Raw genomic sequence first — 26,071 nt, 5'->3', positions numbered from 1 at the left:
ACGACTCCCGCATGCGCCGCACACCCCACACCCCCAAGCGACGTCTCGTCCCCGCGCTCGCGCTCCTGGCCTCGCTGGCCAGTCCTCCCGTCCTGGCGCAGTACCGCGCGCCCCCCATGTCCGAGTCGCAGCGGCTGGTGAAGGAGGGCGAGCAGGCCCAGGTCTCCGCCAGCGCCGCGAGCGCCTCCGGTGACAAGAAGGAGGCCGAGGAGAAGTACAGGAAGGCCCTGGGCCTCTTCGAGAAGGCCCTGGCCGCCGAGCCCACCTCCATCACCGCCGCCGCGGGCGTGGGCTCCGCCGCCAACGCGCTGCAGGATTGGGCGCGCACCGTGGAGCGCGTGTCCGCCGTGCACACGGCGAACCCGTCCGAGCTGACGCTCGCGTATCCGCTGGGCGTGGCCCTCTTCAAGCTGCGCCGCTTCCCGGAGGCGGTGCCGATGCTGGAGAAGGTGGCCCAGGCCGACCAGGCCGAGCACCTCATCGTCCACTACTACCTGGCCAGCTACTACCTCTACGCCCAGCAGGGCGACGCGGCGGTGACGCGGCTGCAGCGCTACCTGTCGCTGCGCCCCGCGAAGCTGTCCGGCAACGACTTCCAGATCCACGAGCTGCTCGGCCGCGCGCACGTGCTGCGCAGGGACACCGTGGCCGCTCGCGCGTCGTTCACCCAGGCCCAGGCCGGGCGGCCCGAGTCGCCCACGGTGCAGTTGGGGCTCGCGAGCGTGCTGGAGCTGGAGGGCAAGGGGGTGGAGGCGCGCACGCTGCTGGAGGGCGTGGCCACGCGCTTCCCGCAGGTCGCCGAGCCGAGGGAGAAGCTCGCGCGGCTGTACCTGTCCGCCGGTGATTTGACGCGCGCCGAGTCGGAGGCGGTGGCGGTGGTGAAGCTGGGCGCGACGCCCGCGGCCTACCTGCTGCTCGGTGACGTGCGGCTCGCGCGCAAGCAGGCCCCGGCCGCCGAGGAGGCCTACCGCAAGGTGCTGGAGCTGCAGCCGGGCCTGGTGCTGGGACAGATGGCGGTGGGCAAGGCGCTGCAGGCGCAGGGTCGTCACGAGGAGGCCATCCAGTTCCTGGAGGCCGCGGTGCGCTCGGGCGCGAGCAGCGTGGACCTGTGGGCCTCGCTCGGCTCCGTCAACCGCCGCGCCGGCCGCTTCCAGCGCGCGGTGGAGGTGCACCGCCGCGTGGTGGAGATGGCGCCCCGGCAGGCCCTGGGATGGATGCTGCTGGGCGCGGACCACTTCGCCACCGGCCAGTGGGACCAGGCCATCGAGGACTACGGCAACGCGCTCCAGGTGGAGCCCCAGCACGCGGGCGCGAAGCAGTGGCTGGCGCGCGCGCTGGCCCATCGCGCGAGAGATCGCAGCGGTGGAGGCCGGGCGGACGACGCGGTGCGGGATTTGCGCCGCGCGTTCGACCTGGACCGCAGCGCGGTCATGGCCCGCCGGCTGACGGCGGCGCTGTTGGAGACGCGCACGTACGCGGATGCGCGCAAGGTGATGGAGCAGGGCGCCACGCTGCCCGGCGCGACGTGGAGGGACCAGCTCCTGTTGGGCTATGCGCGGCTGGGCGCGGGTGACGCGCAGGCGGCGCTGGAGGCGTTCAACCTCGCCGGCAAGCAGACGGAGGAGCCCGACCAGCAGGCCGAGGCGTCCGTGGGCGCCGCGCTGGCGGAGGTCGAGCTGGGGCAGGTGGACGCCGCCGTGCAGCGGCTCACCGAGGTGGGCCCGTCGCGAGATGCCGCGAGCGTGGCCCAGGCCAACCTGCCGCGCGTGCTGGTGCGTCGCGCGCTCGCCCGGCTGGAGGCGGGAGATGCGGAGGGCGCGGACCGCGACCTCGACGCGGTGGACAAGCTGGGCACCGGCAAGCGGGGAGACCTCGCGAAGCTGGCCCTCTTCGCCCGGGGCCTGACGCGCGCGGAGGCCGGTCGTCACGCCGAGGCCGCCGCCGCGCTGAAGAAGGCGCTCACCCCCGCGCAGCCCTGGGCCTGGCCCAACACGCGCGCGCTGGCGGACGCCTTCGTGCTCTACAAGAAGGGGCAGGTGGCCGCCGCCCGCAAGCAGCTCACCGCCGCGGCCAAGAAGCCCATGCCGGGGCAGCCCAAGTGGATTGCGTCCATGACGGGCGCGCTCCACCGGCGCGAGGCCTCGCTGGCCTACGCCTCCGGCAACATGAAGCTCGCCGAGAAGGCCCTCAAGGCCGCGCTCGCCACCGAGCCCGAGGACGCGCTCGTCCAGCACAACCTGGCCTGCGTCGACTGGCGCAAGGGCAAGACGTCCGACGCGCTGAGCACCTGGCGGCGGCTGGAGTCGACCGTGTCCGTGGCCTCGCTCAACCTGGGCATCGACGCCCAGGAGCGTCGCCGTGAGCCGGCCGAGGCCGTGGACGCCTGGCGCCGCTACCTCGCCTCCGGCACCGGGCCTCGCATGGCCCAGGTGCGCGAGTGGAAGGACCGACTGCAGAGCCTGCACGGCCTCGCCGAGCCCGCGGGCAGCGTCCCGTCCAACGGCCCCGCCGTGGTGGAGGAGACCCCATGAAGACGCCTCGTTTCCCGTGGGCCATCCTCGCGCTGGCCTTCCTCGTCGCATCCCCCGCCGTCGCCGCGGCCCCCAAGAAGGCCACCGTGGGCGTCTTCCTCGCCACCACCTTGAGTGATGGTCAGGAGCGCTTCCAGTACGCGGAGGCCCTGGCCGCCAAGCTCACCGAGGTCCTGGACCGCCCCGTCGCCGCCAAGAGCTTCGGCCGCTACGAGGACTTCGCGCGCGCCATGGCGGACGGCCTGGTCGACTTCGCCGTGGTGGAGGGCTGGGCCGCCGTGCAGCTGGGCTCGCGCGCCACGCCCCTGGCCTGGGCCTCGCGCCCGGGGGAGTCCCAGCAGCGCTGGGCCATCGTCTCCACCCACAAGGGCGCGGTGAAGGACCTCGCCGGCAAGCGCCTGGCCCTGGTGAAGGGCGCCGGCCCCGCCGACCCCAAGTTCGTCACCCACGCGGTGCTCGGCGGCGACTTGGACGCACAGCGCCATTTCAAGCTGTCCCCCGTGCCCAACGTGGAGTCCGCGCTGAAGATGCTCGAGGCCAAGGGCGCGGAGGCCGCGCTCGTCCCCGTGTCCCACGTCCCCAAGGACAAGGAGCTGCGGGTGCTCTTCCGCAGCGCCCGGCTCCCCGGCGCCGTGCTGGTGGACCTGCGCAACCACAAGGAGGCCCTGGAGCAGGCCCTGCCCACCGTGGGCGCCGTGGCGCCGTTCGAGCCCTTCGCGCGCATCCAGGGCAAGGACTTCGAGGACTTCCGACGTCTCGTCACCCAGGGCCCCCCGCGCCGCCAGCCCGTCTTCGCCGACGTGGCGGACACGCGCGTGGACGCCGAGGTCTTCGTCCGCGCCGAGGCGCTGGGGCCCTCGCTGCCGTCCTTCACCAGCGACCTCGCCGTCTCCGCCGAGCAGCCCGACGACTGATTTCACGCAACCTTGGACGCTACAGCCCGAAACACTCTTGAGTTTCCAGGGAATGAGAATCACCGGCTTGGCCCGGCGGGGTCTCTGGGGTAGCTTGTTTTTCGACGGCGCGAGCGTGCAGGTGAGCGAATTCGTCCAACAGACCGATTGCCCTGGCGCCGCGCCCGCCAACCGGGGCGTACAGGACCGCGGGGGCTCCTCCCATCCGCGGATGAGAGAACGATGCACTCGATTGTGTGTGGTGATCCGCTGCCAGGTGCGGTGCGTGCTCACGTGAAGCGCCGGGGCCTTCGCGCCTTCTTCACGGTGTCGGCCGTCCTCTGCGCGCTGGCCGTGGCCCACCCGACGGTGGCCCAGGCGCAGCAGAGCGACGCGGCCTCCGAGTCGCAGCCCAAGGTGAAGCGCAAGAAGCGCGTGGCGAACGGGACGAAGCCCGCCGCCACGACGACGAAGACGCCCGCCACCAAGCCTCCGCGCGCGACGGCGAAGAAGCCGCCCAAGACGCGCAAGCCTCCTCGTGGCACCGAGGCCGCGCCCGCCGACGCGGAGATCCCCGTGCTGGGCGGTGGCCTGGAGGACGAGCCCACCCCGACGACGGAGTCCGTGACGGCCGAGCCCCCCGTGCCCGTCGCCCCGGCGCCCACGGTGGAGTCGCATCCCCCCGCGCCGCTGCCCACGGCTCCCGTGGCGAGCCCGGGCGCCCAGCCCGGTCCCAGCATCTCGGATCCGCTCACCTCGTCGCCCGCCTCCACGCCGGGCCACGGCGCCGTGCTGCCCGCGACGAAGACCCCGCCTCCCGCGCCCGTCGCCACCGACAACGTCCCCATCAGCGCGCCCTTCGCCGAGCCCACCATGGACCGGGCCATGCCGCCCCCGTCGGGCCTGGCCGGGTTGGATCCCCTGGGCGGCGCCGACCCGCTGGAGGAGTCCGTCAACCGCGTGCTCAGCGAGGCGGTGGTGACCACGGCCGGCAAGCGCAACCAGCGCATCGCGGACGTGCCGCTGACGGTGTCGTGGATTCCCGCCGAGGAACTCGAGGGCACCGGCCAGTTCACGCTGTGCGAGGCCATCCAGTACTTCCCCGGCATGGAGTGCCGCCGGGGCTCCATGCGCAAGGCGGCGGTGAGCGCGCGCGGCCTGGGCTCCAACTACCTGTCCAACCGCCTGCTGCTCCTGAAGGACGGCCGCCCGCTGACGGACCCGTGGACGGGCCAGTTCTACGCGGACGAGACGACGCCCCTGGTCAACCTGAAGCAGGTGGAGGTCATCCGGGGCCCGGGCTCCTCGCTGTACGGCTCCAACGCCTTCAGCGGCGTCATCAACATCATCGAGCGGCAGCCCGCGGACCTCATCGCCCCGGGACGCAGCGTGGGCGCGGAGGCGCGCGTGCTCGCCGGCCAGGACCAGACGTGGCGGCTGCACGGCAACGTGGCCGGGCGCGGTGGCCCGGTGGAGGCGCTGCTCGGCTACTACGGCTTCGGCTCGGACGGCCCGCAGCTCTTCAATGATCCGGCCACGGGCCTGGTGGACCGCAACCAGGACTCGATGGTGCACCAGGTCAACGGCAAGGTGCGCGTGGGCCCGCTGGCGCTGGACGCGGACTTCACCGACGCGACCATCGGCCGTCCGGGCGGCTCGCACACCGGGATTTCGACGGTGGGCAACTGCGGCCGCTGCCACTACACGCCGAACGACGAGGAGTCCGTCCAGAACCTCAACGCCTCCGCGCAGGTGGACCAGCAGGTGACGGACAGCCTGCGCCTGTTCGGTCAGGTGTACGGCTTCTTCAAGCGCCGCGACGTGGTGATGGAGAACGCCTTCGGTGGCGACCCCACGCGCGCGCTGGGCAAGCGCCGGCGGCTGGGCGGCGAGGCGCGCGCCTTGTACTCGGCGGGCCCGGTGTCCGTGACGTTCGGCGGCGACGTGAAGTTCGACCAGGTCAACGTGCCCAACGTGCTGCCCGAGCTCACGATGGACGACACGAAGCAGACCATCATCGGCGGCTTCGTGGACGCGGAGTACCGCCCGCTGGAGCGCGTGGTGCTCAGCGCGGGCGCCCGCTATGACCGCTACCAGATTCCCGAGCGCGTCTGGCGCGAGCGCACGGACCAGATCTCGCCGCGCGCCAGCGTCGTCTTCCACGCGGTGCCGGAGCTGCTCACGCTGCGCACCAACTACGGCCGCGCCTTCCGCGCGCCCACGCTGGCGGAGCTCGCCATCAACCAGCAGATGTACGCCTCCACGCTGGTGGGCAACGCGGGCCTGCGGGCGGAGACGCTCGACACCTTCGAGGCCTCGGTGGACTTCTGGCCCTTCGAGCGGCGGGTGCGCCTGACGGGGACGGGCTTCTACAACGTGGCCAAGAACTTCATCAATCAGCAGCTCGTGTTCGGCTCGGTGTCGCAGTTCCGGAACATGGGTGACGCGCGCATCGCCGGCGCGGAGCTGGAGGCGGCCGCGCAGATTCCGTCCATCAACTCGTCCTTCGACGTGGCCTACCAGTTCCTCGACGCCAAGAACGTGCCCTTCGACGGCGGGGCCCGCACGCCGCTGGACTACGCGCCCACCCACCGCATCTACGCGCGCGGCCGCACCAACATCGGCAAGGTGGCCTTCGTGGAGCTCTACGCCCTCTTCGTGGGCTCGCGCTTCGACCCGGGCTTCCAGGTGGACGAGGCCACGGGCCTGCCCAGCTCCCGCGTGGAGCTGCCCAGCTACCTCACCGCCAGCGCGCGGGTGGGCTTCAACGTCTACGACGGCATCTCCGTGTCGTTCCTGGGCTCCAACCTCTTCAACGCCGCCTACGAGGAGTCTCACGGCTTCCCCGTCGCGCCCCAGTCCTTCTTCAGTGAAGTCAAGGTACGCTACTAGGCACCTCGTTTGAGTACCGCACCCCACCTGGAGGCCAGTGGCCTCCTGCTGATTGCAGATGCTTCCCTGCCCGCGGCCGCGCTCGAGCAGGTGGTGCCTCTGCTGACGCAGGGTGGGGTGGGGGCCTCCGCGGAGACGTCCCCGTCGACGGGCTCGCGCGGCCTCCTGCTGTTCGACGGGGTGCTCAAGCCCGAGCACGCGCAGTGGCTGCGGCGCGAGCCTCCGGCGTTGCTGCTGGCCACGCGCGAGCGCGACGGCGGCCCGTCCATGTGGGAGGCGCTCCTGGTGGGCGCGGTCCTCAAGCCGTCCGGGACGCTGATGCCCGAGCGCGCGGAGGTGACGCGCCATCCGCTGCGCCGCGTGGCGGACATCCACGAGGCGGCCACGGCGGCCGCGGCGGCGGTGGGCGCGGCCGAGGGCAGCCGGGTGGCCGCGGGGCTGGTGGCGGATGTGGTGCATGAGATCTCCGCCAACGCGCTGCTGGATGCGCCGGTGGACGCCAAGGGCGAGCCCCGCTACGCGCACCGCCGCACCGAGGTGCGCGAGGTGGCGCCGGAGGACGCCTGCGAGCTGGTGTTCGCGGTGGAGGACGGCCGGATGTGGCTGGAGGTGGCGGACCGCTTCGGCGGGCTGCGGCCGGGGCCGTTCGCCCGGGCGCTGGACGGGTGGGGCCAGAAGGTGAAGGTGGATGCGTCCGGGGGCGGAGCGGGCCTCGGGTTGCGCCGCATCCTCGAGCATTGCGACACGGTGGCCGCGCGGGTGTGCGTCGGCCGCGAGTCTCGCGTCGTGTGCGTGGTGGACCTGGGAGACGCGCGCCGCCGCGCGACCCAGCCCAAGTCACTGCTTTTCTGTTCGCATGAGGTCAGGGCCGGTGGATAGCCAGGGTTCCAACGCCATCATCAGCCGGCTCCGTGTGGGTACCATCACCCACGTCCGGATCGCCGGCGTCATCGACGAGACCTTCCCCCTGACGTCGACCAGCCCGGAGCTCAGCGGGCTTCTCGTCGTCGACCTGGGGAGGGTGGAGCGCATCAGCTCCTTCGGCGTGCGTCGGTGGATCGAGTTCGCCGCCAAGCTGCCCCCGGGCGCGCTGGGGCTCTACGTCGTCCACGCTCCGCCCGTCGTGGTGGACCAGCTCAACATGGTGGAGGGCTTCGCGGGGGTCGCCCGCGTGCTCTCCATGCTGGCGCCGTACACGTGCCGCACCTGCAACGAAGACCGGATGCGGGTGGTGAACCTGGTCGACGAGGCGCAGGTCATCGCCGAGGAGCGCGCGCCCGAGCACGCCTGCCCCGTCTGCTCCAACCCGCTGGAGTTCGCGGACCTGCCGGGCGAGTTCTTCGACTACGCGCGCCGCCAGCAGTTCGGCACCGTGGACCCGGTGGTGATGCGCTACCTGCGCGCCAGCATGCCGAAGGAGCAGCCGGACCTTCCGCAGCACCTGAAGATCGTCCAGGACGACATCACCTTCATCTCGCTGGCGAGCACCCTCAAGGGCGACCTCAACGTGCGCCGGCTCGCCTCGGGCCTGGAGGGGCGCGTCGCGTTCGACTTCAGCCACGTGAGCAAGGTGGAGCCGGAGGCCTTGCCCAAGCTGGAGCAGGTGCTGGACACCGCCGCGCAGGGCGCGCAGGTGGTGCTCTGCCGGCTGCCTCCGCCGGCGCTGGCCGTGCTGGCGCGCTCGGCCAAGCTGCTGCCCGCGAAGCTCGCCACGCTGTGGCTGCCGTGTGAGTGCCGCAGCTGCGGACAGGTGAGCCACCAGCGCATCCAGGCCAGCGCGTACCTGGCGCAGCTGCGCACGCAGCAGACGGGCCTGTCCAACGAGTGCCCCATCTGCGGCGGCGCCGCGCAGGTGCCGCACATGCCCCAACTGCAGGGGTTCCTGGCGCGGATGCAGCTGACGGACCGGCCGCTCGAGGACATCGAGGTGCTGGAGCCGCGCGCGCTCAGCCAGTACCTGTTCGGGTCCACCAACATCGACCCGCAGGCGAACAAGGGCTCGCCCACCGACATCTCCAACTCGCTGGGCAGCACCAAGCTGAACGTCATCCGCCGGCTGGGGCAGGGCGGCATGGCGGAGGTCTTCCTCGCCAAGCAGGTCGGCGTGAAGGGCTTCGAGAAGTTCGTGGTGATGAAGAAGATCCTCCCGCAGTTCGCGCAGAACCCCGAGTTCGTGGACATGCTCTTCGCGGAGGCGCGCGCCAACGCGCGGCTGACGCATCCCAACGTCGTGCAGACCTTCGACGTGGGCGTGTCCGACGGGGTGGCGTACATCCTGATGGAGTACGTGCGCGGGCCGGACCTGAAGCGGCTGGTGAACGAGCTGCGCCGCAAGGGGCTGGCGCTGCCCCTGGAGCACGCGCTGCGAATCGTGGCGGAGGTGGCCGCGGGCCTGCACTACGCGCACGCGTACGTGGACCCGGCGGGCATTCCGCACCCGGTGGTGCACCGCGACGTCAGCCCGCACAACGTGCTCATCTCGCTGGACGGCGCCATCAAGCTCAGCGACTTCGGCATCGCCAAGGTGGCGGGCGAGGAGCACACGCAGGCGGGTGTGCTGAAGGGGAAGATTTCGTACATCTCCCCGGAGGCCGCGTCCGGGCGCACGCTGGACGCGCGCAACGACGTGTTCGCGCTGGGCGTGGTGCTCTTCGAACTGCTCACCGGACAGCTGCCGTTCCGCAGGGACCACGACGCGGCCACGCTCAACGCCATCGTGCGCGAGCCGGCGCCGGTGCCCTCGCAGCTGCGGCCCAACATCCCGCAGGACGTCTCCGACCTCATCCTCCGCGCGCTGGTGAAGGACCCGGCGCGTCGCACGGCGTCCGCCGCGGCGATGCGCGAGGAGATTGAAGCGGTGATGGCGCACCACCGCCTGAACTCGTCTCCGGCGGCGGTGGCGCAGTTCTTCAAGGACACGCTCGGGGACCGGCTGGTGGAGTACGCGCCTTCGTCCGCGACGGGGACGGGCAGCCATCCGCGCCCGGTTCCCTCCGGGAGCGGCACGGGCAGCGGCGACATGGCCGCGCCGGTGGACGGCAAGACGCCGAGGCCGGGGACGGGCAGTGGCCCGAAGCCGACGGCCTCCACCAGTGGAAGCATCCCTCGCGTGCCGGGGACGGGCAGCGGCAACGTGTCCGCGCCCCCCGTGCCCGGGACTCCGCCGCGTCCGTCTCCCGTGGCCGCGCCGCCTCCGCGTCCCGCGCCGGTCGCCGCGCGTCCCGCGACGCCGCCTCCCGTGGCGCCCGTGCGTCCTCCTCCGCCTCCCGTCGCGCCCGAGCTGCCGATGCTCCCGGACCTGGACGCGGGGGACAGGACGGAGGTGGTGGTGCTCCAGCCGGGGGTAACTCCTCCCGCGGCGCCTCCGCGTCCCGTGGCGCCCGCGCCCAGGCCCTCGCAGCCGGGACACACCGCGGTGCCCACGCCGCAGCGTCCGTCGTCCGTGGGGATTCCCGCGGCGAACGTGGCGCCCAGGCCGGCTCCTTCGCCCCGTCCCTCCACGACGGCGCATCCGGTCCCGGTCGCGCCTCCCCGCGTCGAGCCCGAGGTCGAGGCCGATGGGGAGGAGCCCTCGAATGCCTCCACGTGGAAGTGGGCGGCCATCGGTGGTGGAGCGCTCCTGGTCATCGCGGTGGTGGCGCTGGTGATGCTGCGCGGCTCCGGCTCCGTGTTCGTGAACCTGTCGGAGGGCGAGCACGTGTTCGTCGGCGGTGTGCGGGTGGAGCCCGGTACGAAGACGCTCGCGGTGCCGTCCACCGGCTCGCTGCTCATCTCCACGGCGGTGGATGGCAAGCTGCGCCGGTTCGGCACGACGACGCAGCGCGAGGACATCGACGTGCGCACGCTGGCGGACGCCACGCCGCAGTCCGGGACGCGTGGGGCGCTGAGCGTGGCGACCAGCTCGCCGGGGTGTGAGGTGAAGGTGGATGGCGCGGTGCTGCCCCACCGCACGCCGGTGACGAAGTCCTCCATCGAGGCGGGCAGGGAGCTGGAGGTGGTGGTGAACTGCGCGGGGAGCGAGAGCACGCGGTGGGTGCTCGCGGTGCCTGGGCAGGAGATTGTCGTGACGGCTCGCTAAAGTCGCAGTGGCTGGCCTCGGGACGGGACGCCTCTTGTGGGGCGTCCCTCGAGGTTGAAGGGCATGTGATCCATGAAGGGCTGGACCCTCTTCCCCCACCTCGTCGTTCGCGCGACAGGCTTCCCGTTCGACTGGCTGGAGCGGCTGGGGTGTCCGGAGTCGGCGCGATGGGCGCGCGCGCTCGAGGCGGAGCGGCGCGCCTTGGACGCGCTGCGTGCCCAGGGCCCGCGCGTGCACCGTCCTCCCCGGGAGCTGCTCTCCGCGCTCAAGGCGGGCCGCCCCGTCGACACGGAGGGGCTGGAGGCCCCCGAGCGCTTCGCGGAGTGGAACACCCGCGCCCGCGCGGCGCAGGAGGCGGAGGCCGCCCTCGCGTCGGCGCTGGAGCGTGAGCTGCCGGCGGTGGAGACGCAGATGGAGGCGCTGTGCCAGGAGCCGCGCTTCCTGGAGGCGGTGGCCAGCTCCAGTCCCCCCGTGGCCAGGGACCTGCTCGCCAAGCGCGAGGGCTCGCGGCTGCGCAGGCAGGTGGCGAGCTACCTCCAGCGGCTGTGCGCGAAGAACGAGACGATGGGCTTCTTCGGCCCCATCAACTACGGCCGGGTGGATGCTCAGGCGCCCACGGGCGTGACGCTGCGCTGGTCCGGGCCCGAGACGCTGGTGGGGCGCAACACCTTCGCGGCGTCGTGGCTGGTGCAGGGGCTGGTGCGCGCGATTGCCTTCGACCCGGACATCGCCTCGTGGCTGGTGCCGCGACGCAAGGCCTTCGCGGAGATGCCCGCGCGCAAGGCGGGGCCGGCGCCGGAGAGCGCGGAGGAGCTGCTGCCGCGAATCGTGGAGCTGGCGGATGGGACGCGCACGCTGGCGGCGCTCGCGTCCTCGCTCGGCGTGGCGCCCGGCATGGCGCGCGAGGCGCTGCGGCTCGGCTGTGACAAGGCGCTGCTCACCCACCAGCTCGAGGTCCCGTCCGCCGTGCATCACCCGGTGGACGACCTGGCCCAGCGGGTCGCCGCGCTGCCGGGCGCGGGCGCGCGTCGTCACGTCGAGGGGCTGAGCACGCTGCTGGAGCTGATGGGGCGCTACGGGGCGGCCGACGCGAGCGGGAAGATGGCGCTCCAGGACGCCTTCGCGCGCAGGGCGAAGGAGCTGTGGGGCGTGGCGCCACCGACGGAGCGCGGCCCCGCGTCCGAGTCCCACAACTTCTACCAGGACCGTCTCCCGCTGCGGGAGGAGTGCGGCGGAGACCTGCGGCTGGAGGTCGGCGGTGATCGCGCGCGGGAGCTGGGCGCGCGCCTGGAGCCGGCGCTGGCGTGGATGGCGGAGGCGGCGTGGCGCACGCGTGACGCGGCCCGTGAGGCGGTGGCCCGCAAGGTGGGCTCGCGCACGGTGCCCTTCTGGAAGGTGGCGGCCGCCGCCGCGGACCTGCCCGTGCCGCTGGACACGACGGTGGCGGAGCTGCTCGCGAAGTCCATTCCCGACGCGGCTGCCCGGTCCGTCGAGCTGGGCGCAGTGGAGCGCCCCTCGTGGGACGCTGGGAGGACCCTGCCACTCGTCACCTCCGTGGACCTGCTGGTGGGCGCCACGGACGTGGAGGCGTGGGGCCGGGGCGAGTACACGCTGGTGATGGGAGACATCCACGACACCGCGCTCGTGTGGGGCTGGGCGCTCCAGTTCCATCCGTCGCGCGCGAAGGTGGAGAGCGAGATGGTGCGCGCGCTCGGGGCGCTGTCTCGCTCCGTGCCGTTGGTGACCGTGTTGCCGTCGCGGCGCACGGGGTTGTTGCCCTCCGAGTTCCCGGGGCCGGTGGTGGAGCTGGGCGGCGTGAGCTCCCATGCCTCCGCGTGGCGAATCCCGCTGGATGACCTGTTCGTCGAGAGCGATGGCAAGAGCGCGCGGCTGGTGTCGAAGCGGCTGGGCTCCGAGCTCTGCCTCTACAACGGCGAGCTGGAGAGCGCGGTGCACACGGCGTTCTCGCTGCCTCGCATCCGCCCCTTGAAGGTGTCCCTGGGAGAGCACACGCCCCGAGTGACGCTCGGTGGCGTGGTGGTGCAGCGCGAGCAGTGGAAGCTGGACGCGGCGGCGTGTGAGGCGCTGCTGGCGTGCAAGGACGACCGCGCGAGGCTGCGTGTCGCCGCGGGCCTGTGGGACGCGCGGGGGCTTCCTCCGTGTGTCTTCGCGAAGTTCAAGGGCGAGCGCAAACCGGTGCTGGTGGATGTTCGCAGTCCGCCGCTGCTGCGCGTCTTCCTCAACCTGCTGGAGCAGAAGGAGGAGGTCCTCCTCTCGGAGATGCTGCCCGGGCCGGAGCAGCTCTGGCTGCGAGGGCCCTCGGGCCGCCACACGGTGGAGCTGCGCTGCACGCTGATGTCGGGTGCTCCCTCCGTCTCGCGGGAGGAGGAGCGATGAAGTGGCTGGTGCTGCCTCCACACCGGGACGTGACGCTCGTGCCCGAGGTCCCCGAGGGGTGGCACCTGTTGGACCTGGCGAGGGACTTCACCCGCCGGGTCTTCTCCGCCGGGTCCGTGGAAGCGGAGTGTCTGACGCGCGAGTCGTCGCCACCGTCGTCCCAGACGATGCGCGAGCTGCTCCTGCTGCGGGCCGCGCAGGGCCTGCGTGAACGAGGCGCTCTGTCGGAGCTGCGCGCGCTGGGCGCGGTGCTGACGGCCATCTCCGGCTCGCCGCACGGTGTGCACCTGCGGCTCGATGACGTGGAGCTGGAGTCCGGGACGACGGAGCGGAGCGCGGACGTGCAGCGCGTGTCGGGGATGCCCTCGCCGTTCTCGGATGACGTGGCGGCGGTGCTCGCTCGGTTCGAGGATGCGCGGTGCGTTCGTCTGTGGCTGGAGCGAGACCTCCAGCTCCCGGCCGCCGTGTCTCTGGCGCAGGCGTGCCCCGCGCACGTGGCCCTGGAGGTCGCGGGGCCCTTTACCTCGACGCATCGCAAGGTGCTGGCGCGGATGCCCGCCTTCCGGCGCGCCACGTTCCCGGAGCAGGTCCCCGCGTTGCGTTGGCGTGTGCGCCCGCTGTCCGGCGATACGAGCGTCGAGGACCTCGTGTGGATCTCCGATGGGCTCGGGCTGGAGGTCCTGGCTCCGTCTCCGTGGGGTGATGACCAGGACTGGGCGGTGATGGAGCCCGACAGCGCGAGGCCGGAGTCCGGACCCGAGCAGGGTTGGCTCGGTCGGTGCTCGTTGGACGACGTGCGCGCGTACACAGGGGGCGCGCGGTGGGCGGGGCATGTCTCGCTCGGCTCGCTCCTGGCCGCGGACGCGCTCGTGGAGAGCGGCTGTCACACGGTGGTGGTGGGGTTCTGCGGCCTCGCGAGCGGTCGCGTGGTCGACCCCGACCACGGCTTCATCCCGGTGGAGCTCCTGGTCCAGGGCTACCAACGACTGAAGGCCGCGGGCGTGCGCGTCGTCGCGGAGTGGTGGGTCGGCGCGCCGGGTGTGGACGAGGCGGCGCTGGACGCTACGCTGGCCGCGCTGGAGGGCTCACGCTTCTTCGACCACCTCGCCGGCGTGCGCCCGTTCCATGCGTCGGTGGAGCGCATCGCGCGGGTCCGCAACCCGGCGCGCTGGTGGGGACAGCCCGGAGACGCTCCGGCGGACCGCGATTTGTCGCGCAGTCGCCCCGTCGAGAGGCCAGGCACGATTCCCAGTGCGCGTCTGCCCGGGGTCCTCACGTCGCTGGCGAGCCGGCTGATGACTCGGGCTCCGCTCAGTCCAGGCCGTGTCGCGGCGGCCTTCCTGCTCGCACCGCCAGGCCTCGATGGCGCCACGCACGTCCGCCTGGACGTGGACTGCGCGGTGGTGCACCTGCCCGCCACGCTCGAAGGGGCGCCGAAGCCTTCCTGGTACGCGGCGAACCTGCGCACGGGGGGGGTGGTCGCGATGGATGCGCGCCTCGCGCCGGTGCTGGCCCGATTGACCGCGCCCACCGACGTGGCGAGCGCGTTGCCCCAGGTGCCGGAAGCGCAGCGCGCGAAGCTGGTGGAGATGTTGGTGACGAAGTCCATCCTGGAGAGGACGCACGGATGAGCGGACGCTGGACCTTGGGCGAGGTGTTCGTGCTCCGTCATGCCGGCTTCCCCTTCGACTGGCTGGAGTCGCTCGGGTTCTCCACCGCGCTGGTGGACGACGCGAACCGATGGTTCGCGGACGAGCAGGCGCTCCTGGATGCGCTGAGCGCGGAAGGCAGCCCCGTCAAAGCCCCCGTCCTCCGGGCGTTGCTCGAGAACGACACGGCGCCGCGTTGGGCGCCCGCGGGCTCGGAGCGCCTCGCCGCGCTGTCGCGCCTGCGCGCCGGGTACAAGTCCCTCCAGGAGCGCCATGCCCAGGAGCGCTCGGAGCTGCGCTCGAGGCTGCGCGAGCGCGCGGCGGAGCCCTCCATCCAGGAGGCGGTGTTCCTCTCCAGCCCCGCGATGTTCGACAACGTCTGGGCGCGCTACCTGCGCGGCGGTGAGCGCAGGGACACGTCCGACGGGCGCCGGGTGGAGCGACAGGTCTACACGTACCTCCAGCGCTTCTGCGCCAAGAACGAGACCACGAGCTTCTTCGGTCCCATCTCCTACGGCGAGCGCACGGACGAAGACGGGTTCGACGTGCGCACCGTCGCGAGCGGTGACACGAGCCGACGCACGTTCTTCTCCTTCTGGGCGGTGACGGAGCTGGCGCGCGCGGTGGGCCGTGAGCGCACGCTGCGGCCCCATCTCCCGTTGCGCCTCAACCCGCTCTTCACGGTGTCCCCCGGCCGCGCCGCCTGCGAGGTGTTGAAGCTGGAGGTGCCGCTCTCCGAGAGCGCCGAACGCCTGCTGTCCGTGCTCCGCGAGCATCCGACCCCCGCCGCCGCCGCGAAGGTGCTGGGCATCGCGGTGGAGGACGCCGAGCGCGCCGTGCTACCCCTGGTGAAGGGTGCGCTGCTGCTCTGGGGACTGCCGTTCCGCCCCAACGACTTCGCGACCTTCGAGAGCGTGCGGGACGCCGTCGCCGCGCTGCCCGAACTGGAGGCGCGCTCGCGTTGGTTGGAGCGCCTGGACACGCTGTCGCGACTGAAGGCCGAGTTCCAGGTCGCGGACCTGACCCGCCGCAAGGTGCTGCTCCTCGAGCTGGAGGCGTGCTTCACGGAGGCCACCGGCAAGCCAGCCCGACGCGGTGACGGTCAAGTGTACGCGGACCGGCTCATCCTCTACGAGGAGGCCAGCTCTCCGTTCCGTCTGCGCTTCGGCCGCCGCTTCACCGAGGAGCTCGAATCCGCGCTGAGCGGCCCGCTCGAGCTCTCGGCCGCCTATGGCGAGCGCGTCCAGCAGGGCTTCCGCGAGCAGGTGCGCGAGGCGCTCGGCACGGACGAGCGTCCGGTGGACCTGCTCGACTACGCGGTGCGCTTGCGCCCGGACCAGGTGACGGGCAGCCGCTTCTCGCCGGTGCCCCCGGTGTTGCTGGACGAGTCGCCCGAGCGCGCGCGCACATTGCCCGTGGACTTCCTCGGCACGTCCACGCCGGGAGGCCGCTATGCGCTGCCGGATGTCTGCCTCGCCGCGAAGGGTGACGGCGCGGGCTTCGAGGTGATGCTCGCGCGAGTGCATCACCACCTGCTCCTGCGAAGTTGGCTGAGCGCGTTCTTCCCGTCGAAGGAGCGCTATGCGGCGGTGGCCTCGCGCTGGTTGGAGTCGGACCCGTCCGCGCGCGGACTCGTGGGCCTGTCCATCCGCCGTCGCAACAAGGGCTTCTATGTCTTCCCGGGCCGGCGGCTCGTCTACTCGGTGTCGGACGTGCTGGACGTCGAGGACGGCGCGCTCACGCCGGGCGACGTGAAGGTCCTGCCCACGTCCAATGGCCCCGTGCTTGTGGACGGGAAGGGTGAGCGGCTGCACCTGTACCTGCCGCTGGATGACTTCTCTTCCTACCCGCCCTTCGCCGCGCTGGCGCATCCCCAGGTGCTCCATGCGCCGCTGCGCACGCGGGGACAACACCTGCCTCGGCTGAGCATCGGCGGCGCGGTGTACCAGCGCGAGCGCTGGGAGTTGTCCTCCGAGCACCTCGCGCGTCCCTCGGGCTTCGAGCTGTTCCTCGCCGTGCAGCGTGAGCGCCAGGCGCGCGGCTGGCCTCGCTTCGTGTTCATGCGCAGCACGAAGGAGCGCAAGCCCTACCTCATCGACACCGCGAGCCCCTTCGCGTTGGACCTGCTCTCGCACCTGGCCCGCGAGGCCGAGCGGCTCTCCGTGGAGGAGATGTACCCGGCCCCCGAGCAGCTCTGGCTCCGGGACGAGCGGGGCCGCTACACCTGTGAGCTGCGCATGCAGTTCACCCGCTGGAGCGAAGGCGCCTCGCCGCTTTGACATCCGAGCCGCGTCCGCGAACAGAATGCGCCCGAGGTTCAGCGCACCACCCTGGAGAGGTCATGGCTGGAGAGAACACCGTCGTTCCGGAGCCCCGGAAGCTCAAGCGCCCCGTGGAGGAGATTCGCGCGGAGCTGCTCGCGGACGCTGACGTGAAGGAGCAGGCGCGGATGCTCCAGATTCCGGTGGAGGCCTACGTCGAGAAGATCATCGGCTACAAGCTGCACCCCGAAAAGCCGATGCCGCTGGAGATCACCCTCGACCACGAGCTCAAGGCCAAGGACCCCAAGGCCGCCACCGTCGAGGAGATCCAGGGCCACCTCGACAAGCTCATCAGCGGCGAGGTCATCATCAGCCGCGCCCAGCAGCGCGACGGCTTCAGCTCCGACAAGGGCGATGAGCGCTACAAGGCCGCGCTGGCCTCGGACGCGGTCCTCACCGGCACCCCCGAGTCCCGGGGCGCCCCGACCCCACCTCGCGGCCCGAAGAAGGGCTGAGTCCCGCAACCTCTCGGAATCACTGGGCCTGACGGAGCTCTCCCGGATTTGTTCCGGATCCACGGAACTTTGTGGGCGCCCGTCCGATAACTCCACTGTCAGGCTTACTTTCGGCGGACGCTGCGCGACGCCGGCACGCGAGAGGCAATCATGGGGCTCTTCAAGAACGTTCTCGGCAAGGCGCTGGACATCCTCAAGCCGGCGCTCACGGCCATCAACCCGGCCCTGGGCATCGCGGCGGGCTTCGTCAGCGGGCTGATGAAGGGCGAGAACCCGCTCCAGGCGGGCCTGGGCGCGGCCATGGACCTCTTCCCCGGCGCGAGCGTCGCGAAGAACCTGCTCAACAAGTTCCCGGGCAGCAACTTCCTCGAGGGCATGGGAGGCAACAGCCTCGTGAGCGGCCTGCTCGACAAGATGGGCGGCAAGAACCAGATCACCGACCTGCTCTCGGACGTGATGAAGGCGAACGAGAAGGGCGGCCTGTCGGAGCAGAGCCTGCGCAACGCGGCGGAGCTGTTCGCCAAGCGCATGGCCGAGGCGACGCCGTCCTGATTCGGGCTTCCATTCAGTAGCCCTCCCCCCCGGGCGCCGTCCCCTCGATACAGGGGCGGCGCCCTTCGTGTATTCAGGGAGTGACATCTCGCTGCACACCGGTGGGTCTGACGGATGGGTTTCAGCTCGGAGGTCCTGATTCTCGGCGCGGGCGTGGTGGGGCTGTCGGCCGCGCGGCGGCTGGCGGCGCTCGGCGCGCGCGTGACGGTGTTGGACGCGGTGGACCCGGGAGGCCGGGGCTCTCGCGCGGCGGCGGGTGTGGCGATCCCCTCCGTGCGCCTCCACGACGACGCGGACATGCTGGCCTTCGCGCGCGGCGGCAGGGATGCGCTGGTGGCCGAGCTGGACTCGCTCCCCGAGGGCGCGCTGCTTCGCCGCGGACAGGGCATCCTCCGCATCGCCGCCGACACGAAGGGCCGTGACGCGCTCGCCGAGCGGGCCGTGAAACATCCGGAGGAGCTGGGCACGTGGGTGGACGCCGCGCGCCTGGTGGAGTTGGAGCCCGCGCTGGAGGGGACGCCGCTGTTGGGGGCCTTCGAGTCGTCGCGTGGCCACATGGTGGACACGGAGGGCTACGTCAACGCGCTGCTGGGCGCGGCATCGCGCGCGGGTGTTCGACTGCTGCTCGGCGAGGCGGCGCACGCGGTGGAGGAGACCTCCGACGCCGTGGTGGTGCGCACGGACCGATGGACGCTGCGCGCGGACCAGCTCCTCGTGAGCGCGGGGCCCTGGTCCTCGACACTCGCGGGTCTACCTCCGCTGCCGCTCAAGCCGGTGCGAGGGCAGATGATGGTGGTGCACCAGCCAGGGCTCTGCCTGTCGCGAGTCGTGTCCGGGCCGACGTACCTGGCGCCGTGGCGCGCGGGAGAGCTGGTGGTGGGGGCCACGGAGGAGGACGTGGGCTTCGTGGAGAACGTGACGCCCACGGGCCTCCTTCACCTGAGCGCCACGGTGGCGAAGCTGGCGCCGCGTCTGCGCGAGGCTCGCTTCGTGCGGGCCTGGGCTGGGCTTCGCGCGGTGACGCCGGATGGTCGTCCGTACCTGGGCCGCTACCCAGGCACGCGCCGCACGTTCGTGGCCACGGGGTTGGGCGGGCAGGGGATTCTCACCGGCGCCCATGCGGCGGCGCTGGTGGTGGAGCAGCTGGCGTCGGGGCGCGAGGCGCCGTTCCCGCCTGCCCGGGACTTGGTGCCGGGCGAGGGGCGCGGCTGACGTCTTTGCTGGGAAACACCGTCTCTGGGCCGGAATGCAGTGGGTGGGGAATCCGACATGCGTGACGAAGTGTCTCGAGGAAAGACGTACCTGCGCGTCCCGTTGCTGTTGGTGACGGCCGTGCTCTCCATGGGCAGCGGCATGGGCAATCCGGGCTGCGACAGCGGGGATGACGACGTCGACGTCATCGCGCCCGAGGAGTGTGAGTTCGGCTGCGCCATCAGCGGCGCCTACGTGTTTCGCTTCCAGGACACCACGCCGTTGAGCGCCGAGTGCGCCCAGGTCGGCGTGTCGTTGCCGGAGGCCGAGCGGGTCGTCGTCGTCCAGAACGGACGCGAGGTGGACATCCAGGGCACCCTGGGCGAGGTCCCGCTCACGGGCTCGCACTACAAGGTGGGCGAAGACAAACACCTCGTGCTGAGGGCGGTGGTGGAGCTGCGTCGCCGCGAGGGCCCGCCCACCGAGCTGCTCTATCTCATCGAAGGCGTGTTCGCCGAACCCCCCGAGCGCCTCGATGCACCGGCCTCCTTCTCCGGGACGTTCAATGCCAACCACGTGAACACGGTGGAAGGTGACCCGCAGTGCCGCGTGGTGCGCCGCTTCACGGCGACGCGCCAGTGACGCGTCGATGTCTCAGTAGAGGCTGACCGAGTCGAACGGTCGGTTCAGCTTCGTGCGAGGGCGGGGCAGCAGCGCGTGCACCGCCTTCGCGTCCGACCTCGTGAGGGCGTCCACCAGGGCCTGGGTCTCCTTGGGCCAGGTGGTGCTGGCCCGGGCGCAGCGCAGGGCCTCGGACCAATCCTCGCGTCCCGCCGCGAGCGACAGCCCCGCCAGGCTCTCCGCCGCCTTCAGGGGCTCGCCAATCTCGCGGGCGTGCTGCTCGGCGCGGGCGAACCACTCCACCGCCTGCTCCATGCGTCCGTCGTCGAGGAACAGGCGGCCGAGCTCCGCCGCGATGACCTGACGGTGGAACGAGTCGCGCAGGGCCTCCGCGCTGGCATATGCCTGCTGGAAGTGGTCCACGGCCTCGTCACGCTGGCCCGCCGCGAACTCCAGGCCCGCGAGTCGGTAGCGGTGGTGCTTGGAGAAGTTGACGCCCCAGCGCTCGCTGATGCCCTCGAAGCGCCGCCACGTGCCGATGGCGTCCGCGAACTGCCGCGCGGATTCCTGCAGGTAGCTGGCATTGGAGATGAGGTTGATCTTCAGGTGCGTGGCGCTCGCGTCGTGCAAATCACCCACGCAGCGCATGGCGAGCTTCTCCTCCACCAGCGCCTTGTCGAGCTTGCGCTCCTGGAACCAGGTCAGCGCGCACACGTTGCGCAGCCATCCCTCCTGGAGCGCGCGGTCCGGCGCGGTGGAGCGGCCGAGCTCCGCGAGCCCCGCCTCCACCTCCGCGCGGGCATTGGGGAGCTGTCCGAAGCGCTTGGTGAGCGTCAACGCGCGGAACATGTGCAGCCGCGCGCGCAGCTCGGGAGGCAGTCGGCACTCGAGCCCGCGGCCGAACGCGGCCATGGCCTCGTCGTGCGAGCCGGTGAAGACATGCACCACGCCCATGCACCGGTGGAGCAGGGCCTTCAGCTCGTCCTCGTCGCCCAGGCTCGCGCGGTCGATTTCGATGGCCGGCGTGGTGAAGCCCGTATCGAGCGCCTCCCAGGCCTGGACCACGCGCCCGGGGAAGTTCGGCTCGGACGTGGACTCGAGCAGCGACAGGCCGTGCTCGGCGGCGAGCAGCGCGCCCTCGTAGTTCGTGGTGAAGAAGCAGCTGCGGATGGCGAGGATGGCCGCGGCGACGCGCGCCTCGCGCGACTCCGACTCGTCCACCACGAGCCGCAGGTAGCGGCCCTCCAGGTCCACCGCGGGCTCCAGCTCGCGCGAGGACACGGGGCCCGGGCCGGAGGCGTGGGGGACGCGCATGCGGTCGCACAGCGAGTCGAGATAGGCCTGCCGGCGGGACTCGAAGGCGGCGGCGCCATGGGGACGTCGCATCCGCCAGCCGGTCAGCAGGAGGGTGCCGTCCAGGCCCTCCAGCCGGGCCCACTCGGCGGCGCGCATGACGGCGCGCAGGCTGACCAGGTCACACTCGCCCGCGCCATGGAGTACGAGCGGGCGGCCGCTGGCGCGCAGCGTCTCCACGAGGGTTCGCGCGGCCACGGTGAGAATCCAGAACGTCTGTTCGGATTCACGGTGGAGCCGTCGCTCGGACGGGGACAGCGCCAGGTCCTCGAGCGCGGGGACGCCCTGCGTCGTGCCCGGGAACAGCCGGTTCCACTCGGAGGGGTGGGCGGCGGCGATGGCGCGGTGGACATCAGGGGCCGCGTCCTCACAGGCCTTGAGGACCTTGCGCAGGCCGCCGAAGGCGGTGGGCAGCGCCACGCCGACGTCGACTTCGATGGCGCGGGAGGGGAGGGCGGAGGGAACTCCCTGTTCCACGGACACTGCGAAGGCAAGACCAGGTCGGGCGCTCACGCTGGGGGGGCCTCGAGAGGGGGACGACTGCGGACGACTCGAGGCGTACTTTCACATTCTCCAAGCAACCGAGCAATCCGGGGTCCCCGTAATTCACCCGGGGCGGAACGGCCAGGCGTCTTCAGCGATGTATCACGCGGCGCGCCATGTGTCGGGGAATGCGGGCGCGCGGGGGATTCCTAGCGTCGCCAGTTGACGACGGTGGAGGTGGCGAGACCCAGGACCAGGGCCCAGAAGGCGGCGCCGACGCCGAACAGGGAGACATTGGACAGGGCGACGAGGAAGGTGACGACAGCGCCCTCGCGATGGCGCTCGCTGCTCATGGCCGTGGACAGGCTGTTGGCGATGGTGCCGAACAGGGCCATGCCGGCGATGGCGAGGACGAGCTCGCGGGGGAAGGCGGTGAAGAGGGTGACGAAGGTCGCTCCGGCCAGGCCCGCAAGGAGGTAGAGGACGCCGGAGACGACGCCGCCGGCATAACGCTTGGAAGGGTCCTCGTGGGCTTCCTTGCCGGTGCAGATGGCGGCGGTGATGGCGGCGAGGTTGAGCGCGAAGCAGCCGAAGGGGGCGAGCACCATCGTCGCGAGGCCCGTGGTGGTGATGATGGGCGAGATGGGCGTGGTGTAGCCGGACGCGCGCAGCACCGCGACGCCAGGGACGTTCTGGGACGCCATGGTCACGATGAAGAGCGGCACGCCGACGCCGAGCAGCGCGTGCCAGGAGAACGTCGGAGCGGTGAAGACGGGCGTGGCCCAGGCGAAGCGGAGCTCGGAGAAGCGCATCAATCCCGAGGCCCAGGCCACGCACGTGCCGAGCCCGAGGACGACGAGGATGGCGTAGCGGGGCCACAGGCGCTTGCCGAGCACATAGGCGCCCAGCATGACGGCGACGAGCAGGAGCCGCGTCTTCATGGACACGAAGACGTCCAGGCCGAAGCGGGCGAGGATTCCGGCGAGCATCGCGGCGGTGAGAGGGAGCGAGATGTGGCCGAGGGCCCGCTCGAACCAGCCGGTGACGCCGAAGAGGGTGATGAGCGCGCCGCAGAAGAGGAACACGCCGATGGCGTCGGACATCGGCAGGCCGACGAGGCTGGTGGCGAGCAGCGCCGCGCCGGGGGTGGACCACCCGGTGAGGACGGGCGCGCGGTAGCGCAGGGACAGGCCGATGGTGGTCGCGGCGATGCCGAGACCGAGGGCGCCCATCCAGGAACTCATCTGCGCGGGCGTCGCACCCGCGGCCTCCGCGGCCTGGAAGATGAGGGCGCCCGTGCTCGAGAAGGCCACGAGCACCGTGACGAAGCCCGCGGACAGCGTGGAGCCCGTGAATGCGGGCGCGGTTCCGCCGGTCAGCAGTTGACTGGCTTCAGCGGACGGTGTGACGGCGTGCTGTTTCATCCACTCGCCACCGTATGCCCGCGCGAGCGGTACAGAACAGGGGGCGCCGAAGCCAGTACAGAAGCCACGTCGCTGGGCGTGTCTCGGATGTGAGGGTTTGATTGGGTGCCACGGGTTGGAATGTCTGGGTGAGCTGTCCTGCCTGGACCCTTGCTGGTCGCTCGTCCAGAGGAGCACGTTCACGCAATCAACAGTCAGAGGGCCCCTCGCCACCCCCACTGGTTTTTCCCGAGGCCCATTCTTACCTGCACTCACAGTCAAGTTGGATGAAGGGTGGGGCGAACGTGAAGGTGGGTAACAGAGGGCAGGGGTTCTTCGGCGTGGGGCTTCTCGTGGGCTGGATGGGATTTGCTTCCCCAGCATTGGCGGCGGAGGGGTGCGAGGTGGTCCCGGTCATCCAACCGGAAGCGCTCGCGGCCTGGAAGTACGCGACGCAGGCGACAGCGACTTACGGTTCGTGTGATTCCTCGGCGGTGGATGGTGCGGGCAACATCATCATGACCCAGATGCCCGAGAATCTCATGTCGATGGGGTTCAAGGTGTTGCGTCCCGACGGCAGCGATTTGTGGAGCGGCGGCGTCTCGAATGCGAACACCATGCAGTTGCTCGGTCAGTCGCAGGGGTTCCTGGGGCGGAGCTACCACCCGTTCGAGGACCTCTCGTGGCTGATGTTCCTCGACAATGTCAACCGGCAGGTCGCGGTCCGTTCGGAGCCGTCGACGGGGCTTCTGTGGGGCGCGGAGAACCCCGTGGGAGGCCTGCATGAAATGGGGGAGGACAAGACCGTCCGGGCCTACAGCGACGTCGGGCAGCTTCGCTGGAGCACGTCATTGGCCACGGTCCTGAGTGGCGCGCCGCACGTGGTGGGCGTGAACACGGAGGGCCACACGCTGGTGCTGTCCATCACGCAGACGTCCTCGGGGGCGGCGGAGGTGGAGGGTGTCTGGGTGGACAGCGCGGGGCAGCCTGGCGCTTCGTTCTCCGCGCTCACGCTGCCGAATCCACCACAGTACGCGCATTTCACGCTCGTGCCCCTGCTGCAGGGCGGTCTGCTGCTGAGCGCCCAGAACTATCTCGGCAAGACGTGGGTGGCCTCCTTCGGTTCCCTGCAGACGTCGGCGGGTCCCGTCCCGGGCTGGCTTTCGAATGGGGATACGAGCCCGTTCGCGCTGCTTCCGGGGGGGAGGGGTTACCTCCGGTGGGGGACGGTGAATGAGGACCCCTCGGGTTGCCAGTTCGAGGCCCGGCTCACAGCGCCCTCCGGCGAGTCCTGCGGCACGGTGCGCCTGCCGAGCACGGGGATGGGGGATTCCTGTTTCATGGTCAGCGTGGGCCGGGACGGGACGGTCGTCGAGAGCCTGCCGTCCATCTACGTCAGTGAGAGCCACAGGCCGTATTCCATCTGCCGCGCCCGGTGGTGGCCCGCCTTGTTCCACTGAACCGGGCGGTCACGCTTCCTCGATGGCTCCCGCCCGAAAGAGGTCGAACGCCTCGCCCATCAACATCCGCACGGTGTCGGTGGGGTGGGGGAACCAGTAGGGCTGGTGGACCTGCTTCGGGGCCACATTCGCCTCGTGGATGCGCGCGACATAGAAGCTCGGGTCCTGGAGCACCTGGACCCGAGGCGTCACCGCGCCCCAGAGGAAGCGCGCGTCTTCTCCGACCTGGATGTCCGCGAACGGATTGCGCTGCCAGAACGCCTTCACGTAACACATCGTCCCGCCGGCAACCCAGGGGCGATGACCCCGGGGATAGACATACTGCCAGGACTGTCCCGTGGACGGCTGATGATAATAGACACGCGTCAGTCCATTCACATCCGCGCCTGAGTCGAGCAGGGACGTGACCTGATATCGAAGCCGCCGAGGCGCGAGCCAATCATCGTCATCCCAGTGGACGATGACCTCCGCTCGCGCCGCCTCGCAGGCGAGGTTCCGCTTCGCCCCCACGGAGTGTCGCCCCTCCAGCCTCACGTACCGGATGTTCGGTGATTCCGGAAGCAGGTCCGCGACAGGCTCGGTGCCGTCATCAACGACGACGAGCTCCTTGTCCGCCCAGTCCTGGGAAAGGAACCAACGCACCGCGAGCGGCACGAGCCTCCGCCGGTTGAACGTCGGCATGATGCAGGACACCGTCGGACGCGACGTGATGACCGGTGCCCGCTGGGGCTCCTCGACAACCGGCGCCGGTGCCTCCTTCTCAGGCGGACGCTCGTAGCCACCGAATCGCGCCCGCACATGCGTGCGCAGCGGGTCCTCCAGCCGACGTGGAATCGGGTGCGCCCAATACGCGCGAGGCGCGTCCATCGCGGTGTCGAGCTGCGCGGTCGAGTACTCGACCCGGTACTTCACCCACTCGTAGTCACATGGGCTCGTGAGGACGCGGTGGCCCAGGAGCGCGGCGAGCGTGGGGAACAGCACCTCCTCCGAGGCCCAGATGCGCGAGCGTCGCAGGATGTCCCGGAGCTGCTCATCCCGCTCCCATAGCGCGACCAGGTCCCGAGCCGCGTCCACCGTGAACACCGTCGACGGCCAGAACGTCCAGTGGACGAACTGCGACTCCCCATTCACGAACTTCCGGAGGAACGGCCTCCACAAATCCACCTCGCGCCGAGCCTCGACCGCCGGAGCCGCCCGCGGCCCAGGTCCATGTGGCGCCTGCACATTCCCCAGGAGCCCCGCCCCAGGATTCGCCGCCAGGAAACCCCGCAGGTGCTCCGAGTACCCAGGTCGCAACCCGAGCTGGTCCGAGTCGACGATGGTCATCGCCTCGAACGGATGGCTCTCCAGCGCGAAGCGGAAGCAGTCGAGCGCGAAGTCATGCAGCCAGCCCCACTTCATCGGCCGCGGAGCCGGATGGACCACCGCGTTGAAGTGCTCGAAACAGAGCCCGTCGAACAGTCCCGGATGCTTCCCGCCGTTGTAGAGCAGGATGAGCGAGTCCGGGTCCAGGTGGTGGAGGTTGCGCACCAGGTCCATGACGCAGTCGGGCCGCTCGTGGACCAGGCACGCGAAGATGTTCCGCATCGAGCCCCCTGCCGCGTGACGCGGCGCCGCACCGCCCATCACCTTACCCGCGGTCGCTGACGCCGCTCACTACTCGACGTGTCCACCTCCGGGGCCGTGCGAATCCGGTAGGGCGTGCGTGTGTGCTGTTGACGTCCGAGCGGGAGGAGGCCCGCCCCCCTGGACAGGTCCTCGCCCGCATCGTCCGTTACAGCTTACGAGTAGG

16 protein-coding genes are annotated in these 26,071 nt (G+C 71.2%); 13 read left to right on the top strand and 3 right to left on the bottom strand.

Features of this window, described 5'->3' with window-relative positions; genetic code table 11:
* Positions 1 to 11: 11 nt before the first annotated feature.
* The 12 genes from AC6JA9_RS27120 to AC6JA9_RS27065 all read left to right on the top strand — a co-directional run bounded on the left by AC6JA9_RS27120 (position 12) and on the right by AC6JA9_RS27065 (position 19,601).
* Positions 12 to 2,531, top strand: coding sequence for a tetratricopeptide repeat protein (locus AC6JA9_RS27120; RefSeq protein WP_223751626.1), 2,520 nt, complete (start codon positions 12 to 14; stop codon positions 2,529 to 2,531).
* Positions 2,528 to 3,445, top strand: a complete 918-nt coding sequence (locus tag AC6JA9_RS27115) for a PhnD/SsuA/transferrin family substrate-binding protein (RefSeq protein ID WP_223751627.1) — start codon at positions 2,528 to 2,530, stop codon at positions 3,443 to 3,445. The genes AC6JA9_RS27120 and AC6JA9_RS27115 overlap by 4 nt, the downstream gene beginning before the upstream one ends.
* A gap of 222 nt (positions 3,446 to 3,667) precedes the next feature.
* Positions 3,668 to 6,316 carry a TonB-dependent receptor plug domain-containing protein gene (locus tag AC6JA9_RS27110; RefSeq protein ID WP_497958061.1) on the top strand — a complete coding sequence of 883 codons (2,649 nt, stop codon included), beginning with the start codon at positions 3,668 to 3,670 and terminating at the stop codon, positions 6,314 to 6,316.
* Positions 6,317 to 6,325: 9 nt separating this feature from the next.
* The gene (locus AC6JA9_RS27105; protein WP_267700411.1) at positions 6,326 to 7,195 is read left to right on the top strand and encodes a hypothetical protein; all 870 of its coding nucleotides are present in this window, start codon (positions 6,326 to 6,328) and stop codon (positions 7,193 to 7,195) included.
* Positions 7,188 to 10,394: a protein kinase domain-containing protein gene (locus tag AC6JA9_RS27100; protein WP_497958060.1), complete on the top strand. Its 3,207-nt coding sequence runs from the start codon at positions 7,188 to 7,190 to the stop codon at positions 10,392 to 10,394. The genes AC6JA9_RS27105 and AC6JA9_RS27100 overlap by 8 nt, the downstream gene beginning before the upstream one ends.
* A 72-nt stretch (positions 10,395 to 10,466) precedes the next feature.
* The gene (locus AC6JA9_RS27095) at positions 10,467 to 12,791 is read left to right on the top strand and encodes a lantibiotic dehydratase (protein WP_497958059.1); all 2,325 of its coding nucleotides are present in this window, start codon (positions 10,467 to 10,469) and stop codon (positions 12,789 to 12,791) included.
* Complete coding sequence (locus tag AC6JA9_RS27090) at positions 12,788 to 14,422, top strand: hypothetical protein (protein ID WP_497958058.1); 1,635 nt, start codon at positions 12,788 to 12,790, stop codon at positions 14,420 to 14,422. The genes AC6JA9_RS27095 and AC6JA9_RS27090 overlap by 4 nt, the downstream gene beginning before the upstream one ends.
* The gene (locus AC6JA9_RS27085) at positions 14,419 to 16,719 is read left to right on the top strand and encodes a lantibiotic dehydratase (RefSeq protein WP_497958057.1); all 2,301 of its coding nucleotides are present in this window, start codon (positions 14,419 to 14,421) and stop codon (positions 16,717 to 16,719) included. The genes AC6JA9_RS27090 and AC6JA9_RS27085 overlap by 4 nt, the downstream gene beginning before the upstream one ends.
* A gap of 62 nt (positions 16,720 to 16,781) precedes the next feature.
* Positions 16,782 to 17,216, top strand: a complete 435-nt coding sequence (locus tag AC6JA9_RS27080) for a hypothetical protein (RefSeq protein WP_223751634.1) — start codon at positions 16,782 to 16,784, stop codon at positions 17,214 to 17,216.
* Positions 17,217 to 17,366: 150 nt separating this feature from the next.
* Positions 17,367 to 17,768 (top strand): hypothetical protein, encoded by a 402-nt coding sequence (locus tag AC6JA9_RS27075; RefSeq protein WP_223751635.1) that lies wholly within the window; start codon positions 17,367 to 17,369, stop codon positions 17,766 to 17,768.
* Between the two features lie 114 nt (positions 17,769 to 17,882).
* Positions 17,883 to 18,980 carry an NAD(P)/FAD-dependent oxidoreductase gene (locus AC6JA9_RS27070; protein WP_248546893.1) on the top strand — a complete coding sequence of 366 codons (1,098 nt, stop codon included), beginning with the start codon at positions 17,883 to 17,885 and terminating at the stop codon, positions 18,978 to 18,980.
* A 57-nt stretch (positions 18,981 to 19,037) separates the two neighbouring features.
* Positions 19,038 to 19,601, top strand: a complete 564-nt coding sequence (locus tag AC6JA9_RS27065; RefSeq protein ID WP_497958056.1) for a hypothetical protein — start codon at positions 19,038 to 19,040, stop codon at positions 19,599 to 19,601.
* Between the two features lie 12 nt (positions 19,602 to 19,613).
* Here AC6JA9_RS27065 and AC6JA9_RS27060 read toward each other — a convergent pair whose 3' ends face one another.
* Positions 19,614 to 21,410: a tetratricopeptide repeat protein gene (locus tag AC6JA9_RS27060; protein WP_223751638.1), complete on the bottom strand. Its 1,797-nt coding sequence runs from the start codon at positions 21,408 to 21,410 to the stop codon at positions 19,614 to 19,616.
* Positions 21,411 to 21,625: 215 nt separating this feature from the next.
* Positions 21,626 to 22,840, bottom strand: a complete 1,215-nt coding sequence (locus AC6JA9_RS27055) for a benzoate/H(+) symporter BenE family transporter (RefSeq protein WP_497958055.1) — start codon at positions 22,838 to 22,840, stop codon at positions 21,626 to 21,628.
* A gap of 383 nt (positions 22,841 to 23,223) precedes the next feature.
* Here AC6JA9_RS27055 and AC6JA9_RS27050 point away from each other — a divergent pair, with 383 nt between their 5' ends.
* Positions 23,224 to 24,279, top strand: coding sequence for a hypothetical protein (locus tag AC6JA9_RS27050; RefSeq protein ID WP_408889957.1), 1,056 nt, complete (start codon positions 23,224 to 23,226; stop codon positions 24,277 to 24,279).
* A 9-nt stretch (positions 24,280 to 24,288) separates the two neighbouring features.
* Here the strand turns inward: AC6JA9_RS27050 and AC6JA9_RS27045 are convergent, their stop codons facing one another.
* Positions 24,289 to 25,866: a glycosyltransferase family 2 protein gene (locus AC6JA9_RS27045; protein WP_497958054.1), complete on the bottom strand. Its 1,578-nt coding sequence runs from the start codon at positions 25,864 to 25,866 to the stop codon at positions 24,289 to 24,291.
* Positions 25,867 to 26,071: the final 205 nt, after the last annotated feature.

This window comes from Myxococcus sp. MH1, from assembly GCF_059738865.1.
Note: the sequence above shows the minus strand (reverse complement) of the source record. Positions and strands in the feature narration are given on the sequence as shown.

Bases quoted from the DNA above. Each gene is read 5' to 3' on its own strand.
- AC6JA9_RS27085 (WP_497958057.1), top strand. From the start codon at position 14,419: ATGAGCGGACGCTGGACCTTGGGCGAGGTGTTCGTGCTCCGTCATGCC.
- AC6JA9_RS27095 (WP_497958059.1), top strand. From the start codon at position 10,467: ATGAAGGGCTGGACCCTCTTCCCCCACCTCGTCGTTCGCGCGACAGGC.
- AC6JA9_RS27120 (WP_223751626.1), top strand. From the start codon at position 12: ATGCGCCGCACACCCCACACCCCCAAGCGACGTCTCGTCCCCGCGCTC.
- AC6JA9_RS27075 (WP_223751635.1), top strand. From the start codon at position 17,367: ATGGGGCTCTTCAAGAACGTTCTCGGCAAGGCGCTGGACATCCTCAAG.
- AC6JA9_RS27110 (WP_497958061.1), top strand. From the start codon at position 3,668: ATGCACTCGATTGTGTGTGGTGATCCGCTGCCAGGTGCGGTGCGTGCT.
- AC6JA9_RS27065 (WP_497958056.1), top strand. From the start codon at position 19,038: ATGCGTGACGAAGTGTCTCGAGGAAAGACGTACCTGCGCGTCCCGTTG.
- AC6JA9_RS27070 (WP_248546893.1), top strand. From the start codon at position 17,883: ATGGGTTTCAGCTCGGAGGTCCTGATTCTCGGCGCGGGCGTGGTGGGG.
- AC6JA9_RS27080 (WP_223751634.1), top strand. From the start codon at position 16,782: ATGGCTGGAGAGAACACCGTCGTTCCGGAGCCCCGGAAGCTCAAGCGC.
- AC6JA9_RS27055 (WP_497958055.1), bottom strand. From the start codon at position 22,840: ATGAAACAGCACGCCGTCACACCGTCCGCTGAAGCCAGTCAACTGCTG.
- AC6JA9_RS27090 (WP_497958058.1), top strand. From the start codon at position 12,788: ATGAAGTGGCTGGTGCTGCCTCCACACCGGGACGTGACGCTCGTGCCC.
- AC6JA9_RS27115 (WP_223751627.1), top strand. From the start codon at position 2,528: ATGAAGACGCCTCGTTTCCCGTGGGCCATCCTCGCGCTGGCCTTCCTC.
- AC6JA9_RS27045 (WP_497958054.1), bottom strand. From the start codon at position 25,866: ATGCGGAACATCTTCGCGTGCCTGGTCCACGAGCGGCCCGACTGCGTC.